This is a genomic window from Polymorphospora sp. NPDC051019 (assembly GCF_040683055.1).
Taxonomy (GTDB): Bacteria; Actinomycetota; Actinomycetes; order Mycobacteriales; family Micromonosporaceae; genus Polymorphospora; species Polymorphospora lycopeni.
On sequence record NZ_JBFBCH010000026.1, the window covers coordinates 74,392 to 91,319 of the forward strand.

Annotated in this window: 18 protein-coding genes; 5 read left to right on the forward strand and 13 right to left on the reverse strand. The window is 70.8% G+C overall.

The window, feature by feature from the left end; all coding sequences use genetic code 11:
* Positions 1-23 precede the first annotated feature (23 nt).
* The 3 genes from AB0M79_RS31670 (at position 24) to AB0M79_RS31680 (ending at position 3,632) form a co-directional block, all read left to right on the forward strand.
* Positions 24-935 (forward strand): sugar ABC transporter permease, encoded by a 912-nt coding sequence (locus AB0M79_RS31670; RefSeq protein ID WP_357542313.1) that lies wholly within the window; start codon positions 24-26, stop codon positions 933-935.
* A gap of 10 nt (positions 936-945) precedes the next feature.
* The gene (locus tag AB0M79_RS31675) at positions 946-1,917 is read left to right on the forward strand and encodes a carbohydrate ABC transporter permease (RefSeq protein WP_364220925.1); all 972 of its coding nucleotides are present in this window, start codon (positions 946-948) and stop codon (positions 1,915-1,917) included.
* 98 nt (positions 1,918-2,015) lie between these two features.
* Positions 2,016-3,632 carry an alpha-amylase family glycosyl hydrolase gene (locus tag AB0M79_RS31680; RefSeq protein ID WP_364220928.1) on the forward strand — a complete coding sequence of 539 codons (1,617 nt, stop codon included), beginning with the start codon at positions 2,016-2,018 and terminating at the stop codon, positions 3,630-3,632.
* Positions 3,633-3,863: 231 nt separating this feature from the next.
* On the opposite strand, the gene AB0M79_RS31685 is transcribed toward AB0M79_RS31680, so the two are convergent.
* Positions 3,864-4,925 (reverse strand): NAD-dependent epimerase/dehydratase family protein, encoded by a 1,062-nt coding sequence (locus AB0M79_RS31685; RefSeq protein WP_364220931.1) that lies wholly within the window; start codon positions 4,923-4,925, stop codon positions 3,864-3,866.
* 102 nt (positions 4,926-5,027) lie between these two features.
* On the opposite strand from AB0M79_RS31685, the gene AB0M79_RS31690 reads away from it, so the two are divergent.
* Entirely contained in the window at positions 5,028-5,879 is an 852-nt protein-coding gene (locus AB0M79_RS31690; protein ID WP_364220934.1) for a Rieske 2Fe-2S domain-containing protein, read from the forward strand.
* A 23-nt stretch (positions 5,880-5,902) separates the two neighbouring features.
* Here the strand turns inward: AB0M79_RS31690 and AB0M79_RS31695 are convergent, their stop codons facing one another.
* The 12 genes from AB0M79_RS31695 to AB0M79_RS31750 form a co-directional block, all read right to left on the reverse strand.
* Positions 5,903-6,919 carry a LysM domain-containing protein gene (locus AB0M79_RS31695; RefSeq protein ID WP_364220937.1) on the reverse strand — a complete coding sequence of 339 codons (1,017 nt, stop codon included), beginning with the start codon at positions 6,917-6,919 and terminating at the stop codon, positions 5,903-5,905.
* 38 nt (positions 6,920-6,957) lie between these two features.
* Positions 6,958-7,383 (reverse strand): hypothetical protein, encoded by a 426-nt coding sequence (locus AB0M79_RS31700; RefSeq protein ID WP_364220940.1) that lies wholly within the window; start codon positions 7,381-7,383, stop codon positions 6,958-6,960.
* Positions 7,384-7,388: 5 nt separating this feature from the next.
* On the reverse strand, positions 7,389-7,874 hold the full coding sequence (locus AB0M79_RS31705) for a TadE/TadG family type IV pilus assembly protein (RefSeq protein ID WP_364220943.1): 486 nt from the start codon (positions 7,872-7,874) through the stop codon (positions 7,389-7,391).
* Positions 7,871-8,335 (reverse strand): TadE/TadG family type IV pilus assembly protein, encoded by a 465-nt coding sequence (locus AB0M79_RS31710; RefSeq protein WP_364220946.1) that lies wholly within the window; start codon positions 8,333-8,335, stop codon positions 7,871-7,873. Before AB0M79_RS31710 ends, AB0M79_RS31705 begins: the two co-directional genes overlap by 4 nt.
* An 87-nt stretch (positions 8,336-8,422) precedes the next feature.
* Positions 8,423-8,653, reverse strand: coding sequence for a hypothetical protein (locus tag AB0M79_RS31715; RefSeq protein ID WP_364220949.1), 231 nt, complete (start codon positions 8,651-8,653; stop codon positions 8,423-8,425).
* A gap of 50 nt (positions 8,654-8,703) precedes the next feature.
* Positions 8,704-9,573 (reverse strand): type II secretion system F family protein, encoded by an 870-nt coding sequence (locus AB0M79_RS31720; protein ID WP_357544429.1) that lies wholly within the window; start codon positions 9,571-9,573, stop codon positions 8,704-8,706.
* Entirely contained in the window at positions 9,573-10,472 is a 900-nt protein-coding gene (locus AB0M79_RS31725) for a type II secretion system F family protein (protein WP_364220979.1), read from the reverse strand. Before AB0M79_RS31725 ends, AB0M79_RS31720 begins: the two co-directional genes overlap by 1 nt.
* A 2-nt stretch (positions 10,473-10,474) precedes the next feature.
* A complete protein-coding gene (locus AB0M79_RS31730; protein ID WP_364220952.1) occupies positions 10,475-12,013 on the reverse strand; it encodes an ATPase, T2SS/T4P/T4SS family in 1,539 nt (512 codons plus the stop codon).
* Complete coding sequence (locus tag AB0M79_RS31735; protein WP_357544425.1) at positions 12,003-12,806, reverse strand: ParA family protein; 804 nt, start codon at positions 12,804-12,806, stop codon at positions 12,003-12,005. Before AB0M79_RS31735 ends, AB0M79_RS31730 begins: the two co-directional genes overlap by 11 nt.
* 2 nt (positions 12,807-12,808) lie before the next feature.
* Entirely contained in the window at positions 12,809-13,456 is a 648-nt protein-coding gene (locus AB0M79_RS31740) for an SAF domain-containing protein (protein ID WP_357544426.1), read from the reverse strand.
* A complete protein-coding gene (locus AB0M79_RS31745) occupies positions 13,453-14,364 on the reverse strand; it encodes a hypothetical protein (protein WP_364220955.1) in 912 nt (303 codons plus the stop codon). Before AB0M79_RS31745 ends, AB0M79_RS31740 begins: the two co-directional genes overlap by 4 nt.
* Positions 14,358-14,948, reverse strand: coding sequence for a hypothetical protein (locus AB0M79_RS31750; RefSeq protein ID WP_364220958.1), 591 nt, complete (start codon positions 14,946-14,948; stop codon positions 14,358-14,360). The genes AB0M79_RS31745 and AB0M79_RS31750 overlap by 7 nt, the downstream gene beginning before the upstream one ends.
* A gap of 835 nt (positions 14,949-15,783) precedes the next feature.
* Here AB0M79_RS31750 and AB0M79_RS31755 point away from each other — a divergent pair.
* Positions 15,784-16,329, forward strand: coding sequence for an A24 family peptidase (locus AB0M79_RS31755; RefSeq protein WP_364220961.1), 546 nt, complete (start codon positions 15,784-15,786; stop codon positions 16,327-16,329).
* Positions 16,330-16,928: the final 599 nt, after the last annotated feature.

Sequence of the window (16,928 nt, forward strand, 5' to 3'; positions counted from 1 at the left end):
GACAATCAACGAAAGGTCGTCCGATGGCGGTCATCGAGGCCGGACTCCGCGACTCGCGACGCGCCCGGCTCCGCCGGAAGGTCCAGGACAACCTCCTGGCGTACGCCTTCATGGCGGCCGGCATCGCCTGCTTCGCGCTCTTCTCGTGGTACCCGCTGGTACGGGGCGTGGTGCTCAGCTTCCAGCAGGTCAACTTCGTCACCGACCCGTACTGGGTGGGGCTGGACAACTTCGAGGCCCTGTTCGCCGACCCGCTCTTCTGGACGGCCTGGAAGAACACCATCGTCTTCACCGGCCTGGCGCTGGTCTTCGGGTATCTCGTACCGCTGGCGATCGCGGTGCTGCTCAACGAGTTGCGGCACTTCAAAGGCTTCTTCCGGGTGGCCGTCTACCTCCCGGTGATGCTGCCGCCGATCGTCGTCGTACTGCTCTTCAAGTACTTCTACGACCCCGGCAACGGCCTGTTCAACACCATCCTGCGCGGCGTCGGCCTGCCCGAATCGCAGTGGACCCAGTCGTCGAGCACCGCCATGATCTCGCTGGTCCTGGTGTCGACCTGGGCCAACCTGGGCGGCGCCACGCTGATGTACCTCGCCGCGCTACAGGGCATCCCCGGCGAACTCTACGAGGCCGCCGAACTCGATGGCGCCACCATCTGGCAGCGGCTGCGCCACATCACCATCCCGCAGTTGCGGTTCATCATGCTCGTCCTGCTGCTGATGCAGATCATCGCGACGATGCAGGTCTTCATCGAACCGTTCCAGCTCACCGGCACCACCAACCCCGACACCGTCACGGTGATGGTGCTGATCTACCGCTACGCCTTCACCGTCAACAACGACTTCGGGCTGGCCGCGGCCATGAGCGTGCTGCTCTTCGTCGTACTGGGCGCCTTCTCCGCGCTCTACCTCCGGCTCACCCGTACCGCGGAATGAGGGGCCCGCCATGACGATCACCGCTCCGTCCCGGCCACCGCTGCCGAAGCTCGCCGGCCCGGCGCCGGGCCGGCGACCGTCCCGCCCGGCCGGCGACCGCGGCGCAGGCCGGACCCTGATCTCCGACACCGAGCTGCGCCGGACGCGCGGCAAGGTCGTCTACTTCAGCGTCCTGACCGTCGTCACCATCCTGTTCAGCCTGGTCTTCCTGTTCCCGCTCTACTGGATGGTCACCGGGGCGGTGAAGGAACCGGCCGAGTTCGCCCTCACCCCGCCCACGTTCGTCCCCGAGACGTTCGAGCCGCAGAACTACGCGCTGGCGTGGGACCGGATGAACATCGCCCGCTACTTCGGCAACACCGTCTTCTACGCCGTCGGCGGCTGGCTGATCCAGCTCGTCGTCGACGTCGGCGTGGCGTACGCGCTGTCGAAGCTGCGGCCGATCTTCGGCAAGCTGGTGCTCGGGCTGATGCTGGCCAGCCTGATGCTGCCGGCGGCGGCGCTGCTCATCCCCGCCTACCTGACCGTCACCGACGTGCCGATCTTCGGGGTCAACCTGCTCAACACCCCGTGGGCGCTCTGGCTGCCGGCGGCCGCGAACGCGTTCAACATCTACGTACTCAAGCGGTTCTTCGACCAGATCCCGAACGACCTGCTCGACTCGGCCAGCCTCGACGGCGCCGGCCGGCTACGGGTGCTGTGGCACATCGTGCTGCCGCTGTCCCGACCGGTGCTCGGGGTCGTGTCGATCTTCGCGATCATCGGCATCTGGAAGGACTTCCTCTGGCCGCTGCTGGTCCTGCAGGACACCGAGGTCCAGACCATCAGCGTCGCGCTCAGCCGGCTGTCCAACACCAGCCAGGTGCCGCCCACCGAGATGATGGCCGGCCTGGTGATCGCCAGCATCCCGATGATCGTCATCTTCCTGATCTTCCAGCGCAGCATCATCGGCGGACTCTCCGCCGGATCGATGAAGGGCTGAGCAAGACCCCCATCCGTGGCGGTCGCCGACGACCGCCTGGCCGACCGTGCTCGGACGAGCCCGGCGACCGTACCGCCGAACTGAGAAAGCAGGTGCCCGTGTCCACAGCAGACGGCGACCCGTGGTGGCGCGGCGCGGTGATCTACCAGGTCTATCCGCGCAGCTTCGCCGATGGCGGTGGCGACGGTGTCGGCGACATCGCCGGCATCCGTGCCCACCTGGACCACCTGTCCGCGCTCGGCGTCGACGCGATCTGGCTGAGCCCGTGGTATCCGTCACCGATGGCCGACGCCGGCTACGACGTGTCGGACTACCGCGACATCGACCCGATCTTCGGCACCCTGGCCGAGGCCGAGGCGCTCATCGAGGAAGCACACGCCGCGAACATCCGGATCATCGTCGACGTGGTGCCCAACCACTGCTCCGACGCGCACCCGTGGTTCCAGGCGGCGCTCGCCGGCGGGCCGGACGCACCCGAGCGCGACCTCTTCTGGTTCCGGCCAGGGCGCGGCCCGAACGGCGACGAGCCGCCCAACAACTGGCGCTCGGAGTTCGGCGGCGGCACCTGGACCCGCACCACCGACCCCGACGGCAGCCCCGGCGACTGGTACCTGCACCTCTTCAGCCCCGAACAGCCGGACCTCAACTGGGACCACCCGAAGGTCCGCGCCGAATTCGAGAGCATCCTGCGCTTCTGGCTCGACCGCGGGGTCGACGGCGTCCGGATCGACTCGGCCGCCCTGCTGCTCAAGGACCCGGCCCTGCCCGACCACCACGCCGACCGACCCAGCCCGTACGTCGACCTCGACGAGGTCCACGACGTCTACCGGTCCTGGCGGCGGATCACCGACGAGTACCCCGGCGACCGGATCCTGATCGGCGAGGTGTGGCTGCCCGACACCCGCCGGTTCGCCAACTACCTGCGCCCCGACGAACTGCACACCGCGTTCAACTTCGAGTTCCTCGGCTGCGCCTGGGACCCGGACCTCCTGCGTGCCTGTGTCGACGCCACCCTGGACGCGCACGCCCTGGTCGGCGCGCCCGCCACCTGGGTGCTGTCCAACCACGACGTGACCAGGCACGTCACCCGTTACGGCCGGGAGGACACCACGTTCAGCTTCGCCACCAAACGCCACGGCGTGGTCACCGACCTCGAACTCGGCACCCGCCGGGCCCGCGCCGGCGCGCTGCTGACCCTGTCGCTGCCCGGCGCCACCTACGTCTACCAGGGCGAGGAGTTGGGGCTGTGGGAGGTCGAGGACATTCCGGAGGCGCTGCGCCAGGACCCGATGTGGGCCCGGTCCGGGCACGGGCGCGACGGCTGCCGGGTGCCGCTGCCGTGGTCCGGCGACGCCGCGCCGTTCGGGTTCAGCCCGGCCGGCGCCACCAGTCCGCCCTGGCTGCCGCAACCGGCGGACTGGAAGGACCGCACCGTACAGGCCCAGACCGGCGACCCGCACTCGATGCTGGAGCTCTACCGCGACGCGATCCGGATCCGGCGCGCCGAGCCCAGCCTCGGTGACGGCGGCCTGCGCTGGCTGCCGTCGCCCGATGGCGTGCTCGCCTTCGCCCGCGACCCCGGATTCGCCTGCGTGGTCAACCTATCCACCGGCTCGGTCGTGCTGCCCGAGCACCGCTCGTGCCTGCTGGCCAGCGGTCCGCTGGACGGCGAACTGCTGCCACCGGACACGGCCGTCTGGCTGCGGATCGACTGAGCCGGCCGCGCCGGCCGCAGACCCGTCGCCGCCGGGGGCGACGAGCCGTGGTCGGCGGCACTCGCCGAAGGGACCCGGTCAGGTGCCGCCGACCACGGCAGACCCGCAAGGTCCCCGTGATCAGGGATCAAGTCGGGCGTGTCGTCGGTGTGTCTTGCGACAAGTCCCCTGATCACGGGGATCTTGCGGCCAGCGGGCTGCGGCCAGCGGGCTTTGGTCACGGGGCTTCGGTCACGCCGGGTTGCCGTGGCCGGGCAGCCCCGTCGCCAGCCGCCGGCCCGCCGGCCGCAGCGCGGCGCTCGGCATACCCGCACCCGACGCCATCCCCGCCAGCAACTCGCGCAACGTCGCCCGCGCGTCGTGCCGCGGCGTCCAGCCCAGCAGGTCGCCGGCCCGGGAACAGTCCATCAGCGGCGCCCCGGCGGCCAGGTCGATCCAACCCGGCTCGGTCGGCTGCAACCGGGCGTACCAGGTCAGCGCGGCCGCCGTACGCAGCACCGGCAGCGGCACCGGCACCGTACGGGCGCCCATCTCCGCGGCGAGCACCTCGCCGTCGAGCGGCGGCTCACCCGCGATGTTGAACGCCCCGGTCACCTCCCGGCGAAGAGCCATCAGGTACGCCTGCGCGGCGTCGTCGGCATGCACCGTCTGCGCGCGCAGGCGGCCGTTACGGGGTACGACCGGCACCCGCCCCGGGCGCAGCAGCCCCCGTGGCACCAGCGGCCCGACGAAGAACCGGCCGATCTCCGGGCCGGCCTCGCCCTGGAAGACCAGTGCGGTACGCATCCGTACCACCCGCAGCCGCGACCGTTCCCGCTCGAACTGGTCGAGCATCCGTTCGACCGCCACCTTGTCGGTGCTGTACGACGACCGGCGCACCCCGGTGGTCGGCCACGTCTCGTCGACACCACGGTCCTTCGGACCCGGCGCGTAGGCGCCGACCGACGACGCGTACACCAGCTTCGTCACCCCCGCGCGCAGCATCGCCTCCACCACGTGCCGGCTGCCGGTGATGTTCGTACGCCGCAACCGCCGCCGGTCGTGGCTCGGCTGGATCTGCCAGGCCAGGTGTACGACCGCGTCCACCCCCTCCAGCCACGGGGCGAGCCGGTCCGCGGCCGAGCTGTCGCCGAGGTCCACGGCGTGCCAGTCGACACCGTCGTACGGCGTACCCGATCCCGGCTTCGGTGGGCGGCGGGCCAGGCCGACGACCTCGATGTCCGGTTCTGCCGCCAGGCGGCGCAAGAGAGCGGTTCCGACGTTTCCGGTGGCTCCGGTGATCGCGACTCGCATGTCCGTCACGTACCCCGGCGGCCCCTCGCCATGCCGGGACTCTCCGGGCGCGGGCCGGTCGGCCAGGGGTTTGGGCTGGTCGGCGAGGGGAAGCCGCCACCTGTGCGAGAACTCTTGACCAGAATCGAGCGGGCGTCCCGGCTGGACCGGCTGGCCGACCCCATCCAGCAGCGGGTCCTGTCGATCCTGCAGCCCCGCCGCCTGCGCGACGCGCTACACGGGGTCTGGCTCGGCCACCCTCTGCACCCGGCCCTGGTCCAGGTGCCGATCGGGGCGTGGACGAGTGTTGCCGTACTCGATCTGCTGCGGGGCCAGCGCCGCGCCGCCACCATCCTGACCGGGGTCGGCGTCGGCGGCGCGCTGCCGGCCGTGGTCACCGGGCTCAACGACTGGGCCTCCCTGTCACCCGAACAGCGCCGGGTCGGCCTGGTCCACGCGGTCGCCAACCAGATCGCCCTGGTGCTCTACGCGGGTTCGTTCGCGGCCCGGCTCACCGGCCGGCACAACGTCGGCCGGGCCCTGGCATACCTCGGGTTCGCCTCCGCCAGTGGCGGCGCGTACCTCGGCGGGCACCTGGCCTACAAGCAGGCGGCCGGGGTCAACCAGGCGGTTCCGCAGCTGCACCTGATCAGCGACGGCTGGCATCCGGTCGCCGACCTTTCGTCGCTGCCCGAGGACCAGTTGGTCAGCCGGCTCATCGACGACGTACGGGTGCTCGTCTACCGCGACGGCGACGACATCACCGTCATGCTCGAACACTGCCCGCACCAGAACGGGCCGCTCAGCGAGGGCAGCCTGACCCGGATCGAGGGGCGGGCCTGCGTCGTCTGCCCCTGGCACGGCAGCACCTTCGAACTCGCCAACGGCGAGGCCGTGCACGGGCCGGCCGCGACCGACCAGCAGGTGCTGCGCTCCCGGGTGGTCGACGGCAGGGTCGAGGCGCAACTGCCCTGACCATCCCGGCCCCGTCCGGGCGGTCAGTCGCGGCGATGCCGTCCGCTGTCCGTCGAGTGGGCCTTGGCGGGCCGGCGGCGTAGCCCCATCAGCATGCCGATCTGGGCGCCGACGATGCTGGCCGCGGCGATCACCGCGGTCACCGCGAGCGGCCTGTTCGCCGTGTCCAGCCCACCCGGGCGGCCCGCCGCGCCACCCGCGAAGCTGGTGGTCGGCCGCTTCGTCGGGTTTTCGGCCGCTGGCGGCTGCTCGGATTCGGCCTGCTCCGGCGCTGGCGGTGACGCCGGGGTCGGGGCGGCGGCCGGGGGCGGCGTCGCCGGAACGGCCACCGCTCCGGTCGCATGCGTACGGGCCCCCCGGTCGACGGCGTGGTCCGGCAGCCGCAGCGTCTGGCCGGGCCGGATCCGGTCCGGGTCGCGGACATCGTTGAGCGCCGCGATCTCCCGGTAGTCGGCGAAATCGCCGAGGTAGCGGTCGGCGATGTGCCCCAGGTAGTCGCCGCGCTCCACCCGGTAGACCGCGGCCGACCGGTCGTTTCCGGCCGTCTCGACCACTGCCGGGCCGGGCGTGGTGACCGGCGGCGGGACCATCCACTGTGGAGCGGCGGTGGTCACCGCGGCGCTGGTGGTCGTGGGGCCGACGGTCGCCGCCGTCGCCGCAGGTGCGGCCACGACGACCATGGCCACCGAGCCGACCAGCGCGGCGGCGATCCGCTGCTGCCGCCGCATGCCGGGCAACCTGGGCGCGGGCCGGCGCAACGCCCGGGCCGGCAGTTCGACGAGCACGGACAGGGCGAAGGTCGCCCACCCCAGCCAGCCCACCACCGCCAGCGCCCGCAGGAACAACTGGCCGTCGTCGCGGCTGGTGAGGGCGTTGGAAGCCTCGGCGAACGTCGGCAGATGGTCGGGCAGCGGGTTGCCGGCGACGGCGATCAGCGCCGCCGGTGCCCCGAAGAGTAAGGCGATCAGGACGACGAACGCCCCCAGGCCGGTCACCACCTGGCCGATCCGACGCGGCGCGGAGACTCGGCGGCCGCTCATGGAATCTTCTCGCTGCGCTCGGTCACGGTACTGCCTCCCTACGGTTCCTCGGTCAGAAGCACGGCGGTGGCCTGGCCGGTGACCGTCCCCACGTCGGCGCCGAGGAAGGTGAGCATCACCGGCTGGTAGGTGAGCGTCACGGTCACCCGCAGCCGGGTGCCGTCACCCGCCACCGGCTCCGCCGTCCCGGTGGCGGTGATGTTGTCGGGCAGGACGAACCCGTCGACGTACGCCTCGGCGGCCGCGACGGCCTCGTCGACGTCGACGACCTTGGCACCGCCGCCCACCGCCGCCGCCCGGTCGATCTGCTGCCCACCGGTGCGGGCCGCCTCGGCGGCGATGTTGTCGGCGAGCTGCTGGGTCCGGAGCCGGCCGACGCCGTCGACGACGAGGCCCACGATCAGCAGCACGGCACCGATGGCGACGGCGACGAACACGCTCACCCGCCCGCTGTCGGCCCGCATCCCCCTCATCCGCGCCCCCGGTAACGGTCCACGGCGGAGGTGAAGGTCGCCTCGACCACCCGCGATCCGGGTACGTCGGCGGGCCGGGCCAGGTCGGCGAACGTCACCTCGCACGAGATCCGTACGGTCACCGACGCCGCCTCGCCGACGGTCTCCTCGTCGAACACCTCGGCGAACCCGACCGTGCCCCGGCCGGCGATCCAACCCGACAGCTGCACGTCGGGCTGGCCCACGCAGCGCAGTCCTTCCCAGTTCATCCGCTGCAGAACCGCGTCCCGGGACCGGTCGGCGGCCACCCCGGCGGTCCGCGAGATCGACGCCGCCCGCGCCGCGTCGTGCGCCGCCATCTGCAGGGTGCTCTGTGCGACGGCGGTCCGCCCGGCGATCGCGGCCAACACCATGAGCAGCAGAAAGGCCGGAGTGAGGATGGCGACCTCGACCGAGACCGATCCGCGGTCCGGTCTGCGGCGGGCGGGCCGTACGGGCGTCATTCGTCGGTGAACCGTTCGACGGTGCCGTGGGCGGTCTCCACGACAGTCAGATCGAGCCACGGCACGAGCGAGAGCGCCCGTCCCCGTACGGTGAACTCCACCCCGGCCGGGTCGCCGTCGTCGTACGTGATCACCGGCGGCTCGATGACCGCGTCCACCAGCCACTCACCGGACGGCTGGGCCAGGAACTGGGCGGCACGTTCCTGGCCGGCGCCCGGTTCGGCGTCGAGCATGCGCTGCGCGGTGACCGCCTGCTGGGCGGCGGCCAGCGCCGCCGACCGGGCGAGGAAGATCGCCGCCACCTGGATCGAGGCGAAGAGCAGTACGAGGATCGCCGGCACCAGGATGGCCAGCTCGATGGGGCTGGCACCCCGGTCGCCGCCCGAGTCCGTCAGCCGCTGCCGAAGCCGACTCCAGGCCCGGTTTCGGTCTCGCCCCGTGGCCGGACGCCGGATCGGCATCCCGGTCCGGTGCCGGGGCGTGGCGGGTCCGCGCCGAGGCGTGGTGGCGCCCCGGCGCGGACCGCTGCGTGACGGTGGAAGCACGGCTCAGGCGCCGTCTCCGACACCGGGGACGCCCGGCATGTTGGGGACATCGGTTTCCATGTACTGCTGGACCAGGCCGGTGGCCCAGATGAGTACCGCGACGCCGAGCACCGCGAGTCCGGCGATGATGATCGCGGTCGGCACCGGTCCGTCACCCCGGTCGCTTTCCTCGGGGCGGCGCAGCTCGGCCAGCCGCTGGGCGAGCCTGGCCTGCAGGTAGTAGAGGACGGCCATCGTCTTCCTCCAGTTTCGAGTTCGGGGGTTCGAGGGTTTCGGGGCAGTGGTCAGATCCGGGTGATGAACGGGTAGAGGACGAATCCGATGAGGACGAAGACCAGCAGCGCGCCAGGGATGTCGAGCTGGCTGGTGACCGCCTCGGCCCGGGCGAGGTTGTCGGTGCGGATCTGGTCACGCAGCGAGTCGGCCCGCTGCCGGAGAGTCTCGTGCACCTGGGCGCCCTCGGCGCCGGACATCTGCATGATCGAGCCGACATCGCCGAGTTCCGGTACGCCGATCTCGTCGGCGAGGTCGCGCAACTCCTCCCACGGCGAGTGCATCTGGAGCTGGGCCATCCGTAGCGCTTCGCGGATCCGTTCGAAGACCCAGCCGTCACAGACCGCCGCCGCCTGTTCCAGGGCCTGCACCGGCCCGTGGGCGGCGGACAGTTGCAACGCGACCAGGTCGAGATAGGTGCAGACCGCCCGGCTGAATTCCCGCCGCGCCCGTTCCGCCTTGGCGAGCACGTCCCGGTGGGCGATCAGCGCCATCGCACCGGCGACGCCGAGGCTCGCCAGGACCGGGACGGTGACCGGCAGTTCGACCCCGCCGGCGGTCAGCAGCACCGCGCCGAGCGCCGGGGTGGCCAGCCCGATGAGGGCGGAGAGCAGCAGCGACAGGGTGTACTGCTCGGGCGTACGGCCGAGCAGGGCCAGATCCCGGACCGGCGGTCGGACCCAACGGGTCAGCCCGCCGAGCCATTCCAGGTCACGGCCGCCCTTCACCGACTGCCGGCCGCCGGTCGCCGGCTGATGCAGCCGGCGCAGAGCCGGGGCGAGCGCGGGAGTGGCCGGCAGCGCTTCGCGGATCACCAGGAAGATGCCGAGACCGACGAGGGCGCCCCCGACGACCGCGATCGTGAGGTGCAGGTTGAGGATCATCGCAACACCTCGTCGACACTCGGGGCGGCGAGGAACCGGGCCGGCTTCGGCGGTAGGCTCATCGACCGCACCCAGGCGAGCAGCGCGACGAACAGCCCGCCCAGGACGACCATGACGAGCTGTCCACCCGCTGTGCCGTACGGCTGCATGTATTCGGGGTTGAGCAGGCCGTAGCCGAGCACCAGCAGCGTCATCCCGGTCAGGAAGCGCACCGCGAACCGCGGCTGGGTACGTTTCGCCTCCACCTCGCGGCGCGTCGCCACCTCGGCGGCCGCCGCCGAGGCGATCGAGCCGAGTACGTCGCCGAGCCGCTCGCCCCGGTCGGTCAGGTGCAGGATCAGCGCCGCGACCACCTGGTCACCGACCGGGTCGCCGATGTCGTCGGCGAAGGCCAGCAACGCGGTACGCCCCAACCAGCCGGCCTGGAGGCGGGCGGCGAGCAGCCGCACCTCCTCCTCGATCTCCTCCGGCGCGCTGGTGACCGTGCCGACGATCGCCTGCTGGAGTCCTTGGCCGGTGCTGGAGACGTCCTTGAGCCGGCGGGTCCATTCGCCGACGGCCTCGATCCGGGCGATGGTTCGCTGTTCCGCCTTCCCCACGGTGAACAGCCACGGGGCACCCGGCACCGCGATCGCGACCAGCACACCGACGATCGGCAGGCCGGTCAGCAGGAACGCGACCGCGCCGGCGATCAGCGCGCCGGCCAGCAGTGCCTGGTGACGGCGCTGGTCACGGCGGTTGTTGCTCGAACCGAGCCAGAGCCGGTGCAGCCACTCGTTGCCGGACCGGGGAGCCGCCGGCCGGCTGGTGCCGATCAGCGCGACCACGGCCAGCACCAGGCCACCGGCGCAGGCCGCACCGGAGATCACCGCGATCAGTTCGATGTTGGCGGGCAGCGTCACGACGACCGCCTCACCCTGGTGTGCCGGGGCCGCCGCCAGGCCCCCGTGCCGGCCTCGATGTAACGGCTCAGCATCCGTGCGTCGTAGCCGATTCGCAGCAACTGCTCACGGATCCGCTCCGGCAGGTGCTGCGGGACGGCACGCCCGTCCGGGCCGGGACCGAAGACTCTGGTCGTGCTGATCCGGCTCCCCTCGGCAGCGCCGATGACCTCTTCGACGTGCGATACGAAGCGGTGCTTGCGCCCACCGATCGCGGTCTCGTCCTCGACGGTGACGTAGACGATCAGGTCGAGGGCGTTGCCCGCCATCCGCCGGGCCTGGTCGACCGTCATCTCCCGGCCGTGCGCGAGCGCCAGCTCGACGATCCGCTCGCTCACCCCGGCCGGCGTACGGGCGTGGATGGTGCACATCGACCCCCGGCTGGTGGTCATCGCCTGGAGCATCGGCACGATCTCCCGCGACCGGACCTCGCCGACGACGATCCGCAGCACACCCATCCGCAACGCCACCGGGATCAGGTCGGCGATCGTGACCTCGCCGGCCGGCCGCCCGTCCAGTCCGCGTTCGCCGTGCCCCTCCCGGGACTCGAAGCTCATCACCGCCCGGTGCTTGGCCAGCCGCCGGGCCGGCAGCAACTCCCGGCTCTCCTCCAGCAGCACGTACGGCTCGTCCGGCGGGATCTCGTTCATCAGAGCCCGGACAACCGTCGTCTTCCCCGCCCCGGCCAACCCGGCGACCATGATGTTCAGCCCGGCCCGCATCGACGCCCGCAGGAAGTCGCGGACCAGTACGTCGACCATCTCGTCCAGGTCGGACCGGCCGCCGGCGAGGTCGTCGAGGGACACGTCCAGGGTGTTGTGCTTCCGGATCACCGCGTAGGGGCGGTGGCTGACCAGGTAGACCGCGGCCAGCCGACTGCCGTCCGGGAGTTGCAGGTCGAGGGTCGGCTTCGACGTCGACAGCGACCGCTCGGTGGCTCCCGCCCGCCGCGCCGCGGCCTGCAGGATCTCCACCATCTCGTCGTCGCTGTCGGCGATCGGGTCACCCCAGTCGACGCCACCGCCCCGCCGGGTGATCCGCACCTGGTCGCAGCCGAGGATGTGCACCTCCTCGATGGAGTCGTCGACGAGCAACGTCTGCAACCGGCCCAGCCCGACGAGTTCCGCGGTGACCTGGTCGAGCAGCACCCGCTCCTCGGCGGCCGGCATCGGGGTGCCGGCCCGCCGGACGGCGTCGGCGTACTCGGCGACGACCGCCACCGCCAACCGGGCCCGCTCGACATCCTCCTCGTCGACGGTGAACTCGCGTCCGCGCTGCCACAGGGTGAGCCGTTCGCTCAGCTCGCGACGCAGCTCACGCACCACGGCGAAGTCCAGTCGCGGCCGGGGCGGCGGCGCCGCGACGGGCGGTGGCGAGGGCAGGACGGGCGCTATCGGTGACGGCGGGTGGTGCCGTCCGTTCGCAACCGGCGGCACCGTCGAGGTCGCACCGTGCGAGCCGTTGCGTGGATCATGTGAAACCGGCTCAAACCGCATGCGGTGCCTCCCCGATGGCCGCCGGCCAGGACAGCCGGGCCCGCCGCCGGTCCAGCAACGCCCGTACCGGGACCTCCAGTGCCCCGGCCGCGCGCATCAGCGGTCGTCCGGCCCGCACCGTGCCGCCGTGGCTGAGCACCTCCGCGGTACGCGGATCACGCGGCAGCTCCCCGATGACCGGCAACTGCAACGCCTTGCTGATCTCGCCCCGGCTGTGCCCGGCGCCGACCAGCAGCAGCCGCAGCGAACCGGGCGGCACCCGATGCTCGGCGAAGTCACGCTGGATCGCCTTCACCGTGGCGCGGGCGCTGGACAGCTCAGGCAGGTGTGCCCCGGTGACGACCATGACCACCGTGGCGGCCCGCAACACCGGCCACGGCGGCCCGACGACCTGCAACCGCCCACAGTCCACGATCACGTCGTACGCCGGATCGCCCTTCTCCAGATCCGTGAAGAAGTCGGCGAACCGCTGCCACAGCGGGATGACACTGCCCGCCTGGGCCGGATCGACGACCCCGGGCAGCAGCAGCCGCTCCCGGCGGGGCGCGTCCAGGTCGATGAGCTGCGACCAGAAGTCGGTCTCCAGGTTGCCGTCACGAAGCTCGGCGACGGCGAGTTCGCCGATACCCCGGGGTCCCTCGACGGCGCCGGCCAGGTAACCCGCCATGATCGAGCCGCCGGCCGGGTCACATTCGGCGAGGACCATCCGGCGATGCCACGACAGCGCGCAGGCGAGCGCGGCCGTCGTCACGCCGGGCGACCCCTTGGCCGAGACGAGGGCGATGACAGCCATGCTCAGGCTGCCCCGGTCAGTACGACCGCGATCCGGTCGCTGGCGTCGAGCGCCACCACGGCGGCCACGTCACGGTTCGCCAGCGCGATGTAGAGCACCACGTTGTTCCGGTCGGCGGCCATGTCGATCACAGTCGCCTCGAAGCGGGTGCTCGGGGCGTTTCCCTCGCTGTTCTTCGCCGGCGTGCTCACCAGCAGCAGCCGGTCGCCGGGGTTCAGCTTCCGGGCCGGCACCTCACTCGCGGCGAGGCCCAGCGCGATCTGCTGCTGGTCGGGACCGAGCATCGGCTGATCCGTGAGCTGCGACATGGTGAGCAGCGTGCCGGCGGCCAGACCCACGACAGCCCGCTTGCCGATCACGTCGTCGATCCGGCCGGCCGGCACCGGAACGAGGCCCTGGCCGCCCGCCACCTGCACGGTGACCAGATCGTCGGCACTGAGCGCCGATCCGACCGTGACCGGCCGCGCGATGGCGAGGTAGGAGCCGGTCGCGCGTACCGACGTCACGGCGAAGGCCGAGCCGAGGCCGCCGAGCGCGACCAGGAGCACCGCCAGGCCGAGCAGGCCGGGCCGCATCCGGCGCTGGCGAACCACCCGGGGTGGTGCGATCGGGGCGTCGAGCGGTTCGTTGCGCGTCGTCGTGAGCGTCATCCGGTGACCACCTGCAACTCGTCGATCTGGATGTTGACCGAGTTCGTACGTTCCTGGTCCTCGAAGGTGTCCGTCATGGTGCCGCTCCACCACTGCACGTCCCAGTACGTCGTCGCGGTTACTGTGAACCGGCCGCCAGGCTGGTTGCGACTCGACTTCTGGTAACCGGACAAGCGGCCGCAGGGAGGCCGTTGCGATGCCTTGGCCGGGGTGTAGCGCTCACCGGGGTTCGTGCAGACGACCGGATCGCTGCCGTCACCAAGGTCCCAAACTATTTTGTGCGCCTTTGTTTCGAGCCTGACGTATACGCCCTGTTCTTCAGCTTCTGCGACGATCGGTCCCCAGTAGGCCTGCCCAGGATCAATCCAGAGCCAGACCGGCAGACCGACCAAGCCCGCGCCGGTGGCGCTGGGGGCGGTGGAAATGACCGGACGCTTCATCTCAATGGTCGTGAGCAGTCGTCGGGCGACGTCGCCCGGCGACGGCGGAGCCTCGAAGCCGGCTGGCGGCGAGTCGCGTAGCACCGGCTCGAAGCTGCCCATGCCACCGCCGGCACAACTGCGCCAGTAGCGAGTCTTGCCTGCCGGCACATCCGACCCCTGCGGCTCGGCAAGCTTGTAGCGGCAGCCGTCCGACGGGTTCCACCAGCCGAGGACGTCGTCGTAGCAGGGAATCTCCCGCCCCTGGTCGTAACACTTCCGGTTGCCACCGCCACCGCTGTTGCCGCCGCCGGTGTTCCCGCCGCCACCCGGATTTCCCGGGGTGCCCGGACCTCCGCCCCACGCGTGGCAGGTGGTCTGGCCGGGTGGGCATTCCGCACCACCGTTCGGGTTCGCCGCGAGCACCGGCGTGCCGACCAGTAGCAGGGCGAGGCCCGCCCCGATCGCGAGCAACCGCCGGGTCAGCACGGCTGGTCCGGGTGTGCGGCACCGGTGCTGATCAGCCAGCGTCCGTCGGGGTAGAGGTTGGCGGTCGCGGTGGCGACGTATCGCCCGCTCGCGGTGCCCGGAACCTCCTTGCGGTTCTTGGCGTACACCAGCTTGTAGCCGGTGCCGTCCAGACAGTCCTGGATGGACACGGTCGGGGGTACCGCGTCCAGGTCGACGAAGGTCACTGTGGGATCGGAGACAAGAGAGCCGGTTCGCATGGCACCGTTGTCCTTCACGTCGCGAATGGCAAGCCGTACCCGGGTCAGCAACGGATCGGCCAGATACTTTCTCAGGTCGGGGTGTTGGTAATCGGGCACCGACTCGGCCGCCTTCGAGGCGGCGAGATAACCGGCGTACGCGGTCAGGGCGGATTCAGCGGCCTGCTCTTTACGCGGGTCCGTAGTAGGCGCGGCGCCGGTGTCGCCACGGGTTTCCGGAGTATCGGCAGATTCGCCGGCCGACCCGCAAGAGGCAAGCGTGAAGACGGCGACGACAGCGGTGAGACCGACTCGAAGCCGACCCACATGCGGTCTACGCAAAGGCCTTTCCCTCCTCTGAACCATCGCCGGTCGGACAGCTCGGATGAGCCGTCCGGCCCGGATAAGGGCTGGCCAGAGACGTATCGTCGACTCAGTGGGTACGGCGGAAGTCGCCTTCCGGCCAGCTCGGGGGCCAAGGCGTCTCCGCGTTGCACATTTGTCGGCTTGGATTACCTGTTACGCGTTACGGACGATAGCCCGAATCGCGTGCCGCCGCCCTCCACGCGGCGCACGTTCCCCCACCCTTTTCGCGCTAACGCCGGGTTCGGCAGATGTTTCCCGGCGGTAGCTCATCACCCAAGGGGGCAGCATAGGCTGGTCGACGCTTGTGCAGAAGAGGTCACAAACGAGGAATACGTACTGTGACGATCATGAAAAGTTGTGCTGAATCCGCCGGGTATTACCCACGGTCACTTTTTCATGATCTTCGAGATTCGCAAAGCGGCCACTCTGCCGGTGGTGACGGTGGGATATGCAAGGGAGAGTCATGATGTGGCCGTTTTCCGAAGATGAGCCAGGGGTTGCGGGCGGCGGTCCCGTGGTGCCGCAGGAGCGCAATGGGCCAACTACTGATGGTGATCGTTCCGTACGTCGATCGAGGACTGTTCCGCAGGTGGGGCCACCTCCGGAACGCACCGAGGTGTCCGAGGCCGGCCCCCTCGACGCGCTCCGCTGGTCCGTACGTCTGCTCCGGATCCTCACCCTGACACCGCTGCTCCGGGCCGTGGTGGCCACCGAATCCGTACCGCCAGGTCAGCCACGACGCCAGGACTGCCCGAGCTGCGCCGCGCCGGTCGGCCTGGACGGCGGGACCGGTGTACTCCTGCCGAGAGGTCGATGCGACCGCTGCGGAACGAGGGTGGGCGCACCTGCCCTGCTGGTCGAGCTGGCTGTCGTCGTCGCGGGGGTGGGCCTCGTCCTCGCCGGGCAACCGATCCTGACCACGCTCGCCTTCGCCTGGTGGGCGGGCTGCGCCGTAGCACTCACCTTCGTCGACGTCGCCGTGCACCGGCTGCCGGACCGGCTCACCTGGACCGCCACCGCGGGAACCTGGGCCCTGCTGGCCCTTGCCGCGCTCCTGGGGGAGGAGCCGACCCGATGGGTGCGAGCACTGATAGCGGGTACGGCCCTAGCGGCGCTGTTCGCCGCGTCCACTCTCCTTCTCGGCCGACGCGGATTCGGACTTGGGGACGCGAAGCTCGTCCTGAGCAGCGGGGCGGTGCTCGGCTGGCTCGGCTGGGGTGTTCTCGTCGGTGGTCTTCTGCTCACGTTCGTGGCGTCGGCCGTATGCGCGCTGGCCATGATGGCGGCCGGCAGGGTGCGTTGGTCGGGACACCTGCCCTTCGGACCGTTCATCGTGCTCGGGACCTTCGCGGCGATCGTCGTGCACGGCGGGGTCGGATGAGCCTTCTGGGCAAGGTCGCGGCCTCCAGCCGGACCTATGTGGACTGTTGGCCCGCCGACGGTCACCCCCCGATTTTGTGATCACGTGGGCCTTCGGTAATGTTCTGCGGGCCGGCAGGGAGCCGGGCGGGAACACCGCGAAAGTGGTGGTCCGGCCGGTTCTGCAGGTTCCCCGTAGTGAGGAGCACCGGAATTACCGGTGGGAGCCACTGTGGGGAGGGTCAGATGGAGTCGAAGAAGGCCAGAAAGTCAGGGCTTGACGCGGCAACAGAGGCCAGGTAGCGTAGCGGGGCCGGCAGCGAGCCGGACGGAGAAAACGCGAAAGCGATCTTCGGCCGGGCTGCAGGATCCTCCTTCGACTCGAAACGAGCGCCAAGTCATGGCGAGCGTGAGCGTGGGGTCCGTCAAGCAAACCTTTGATCAACTTGAAACACTGAGTTGACGCGGGCAAGTGCGACGGGTAGCGTAGAGGAGTTGCCCCGGGTTCGGGTCCTGCTTGTTGGTGGGGTTCGGGTTTGGTGTGTGTTTGTTCTTTGAGAACTCAACAGGGTGCTTGTAAGCCAGTGCCAAGAATGATTATTTCCCGGGCCTGGTCTGCTT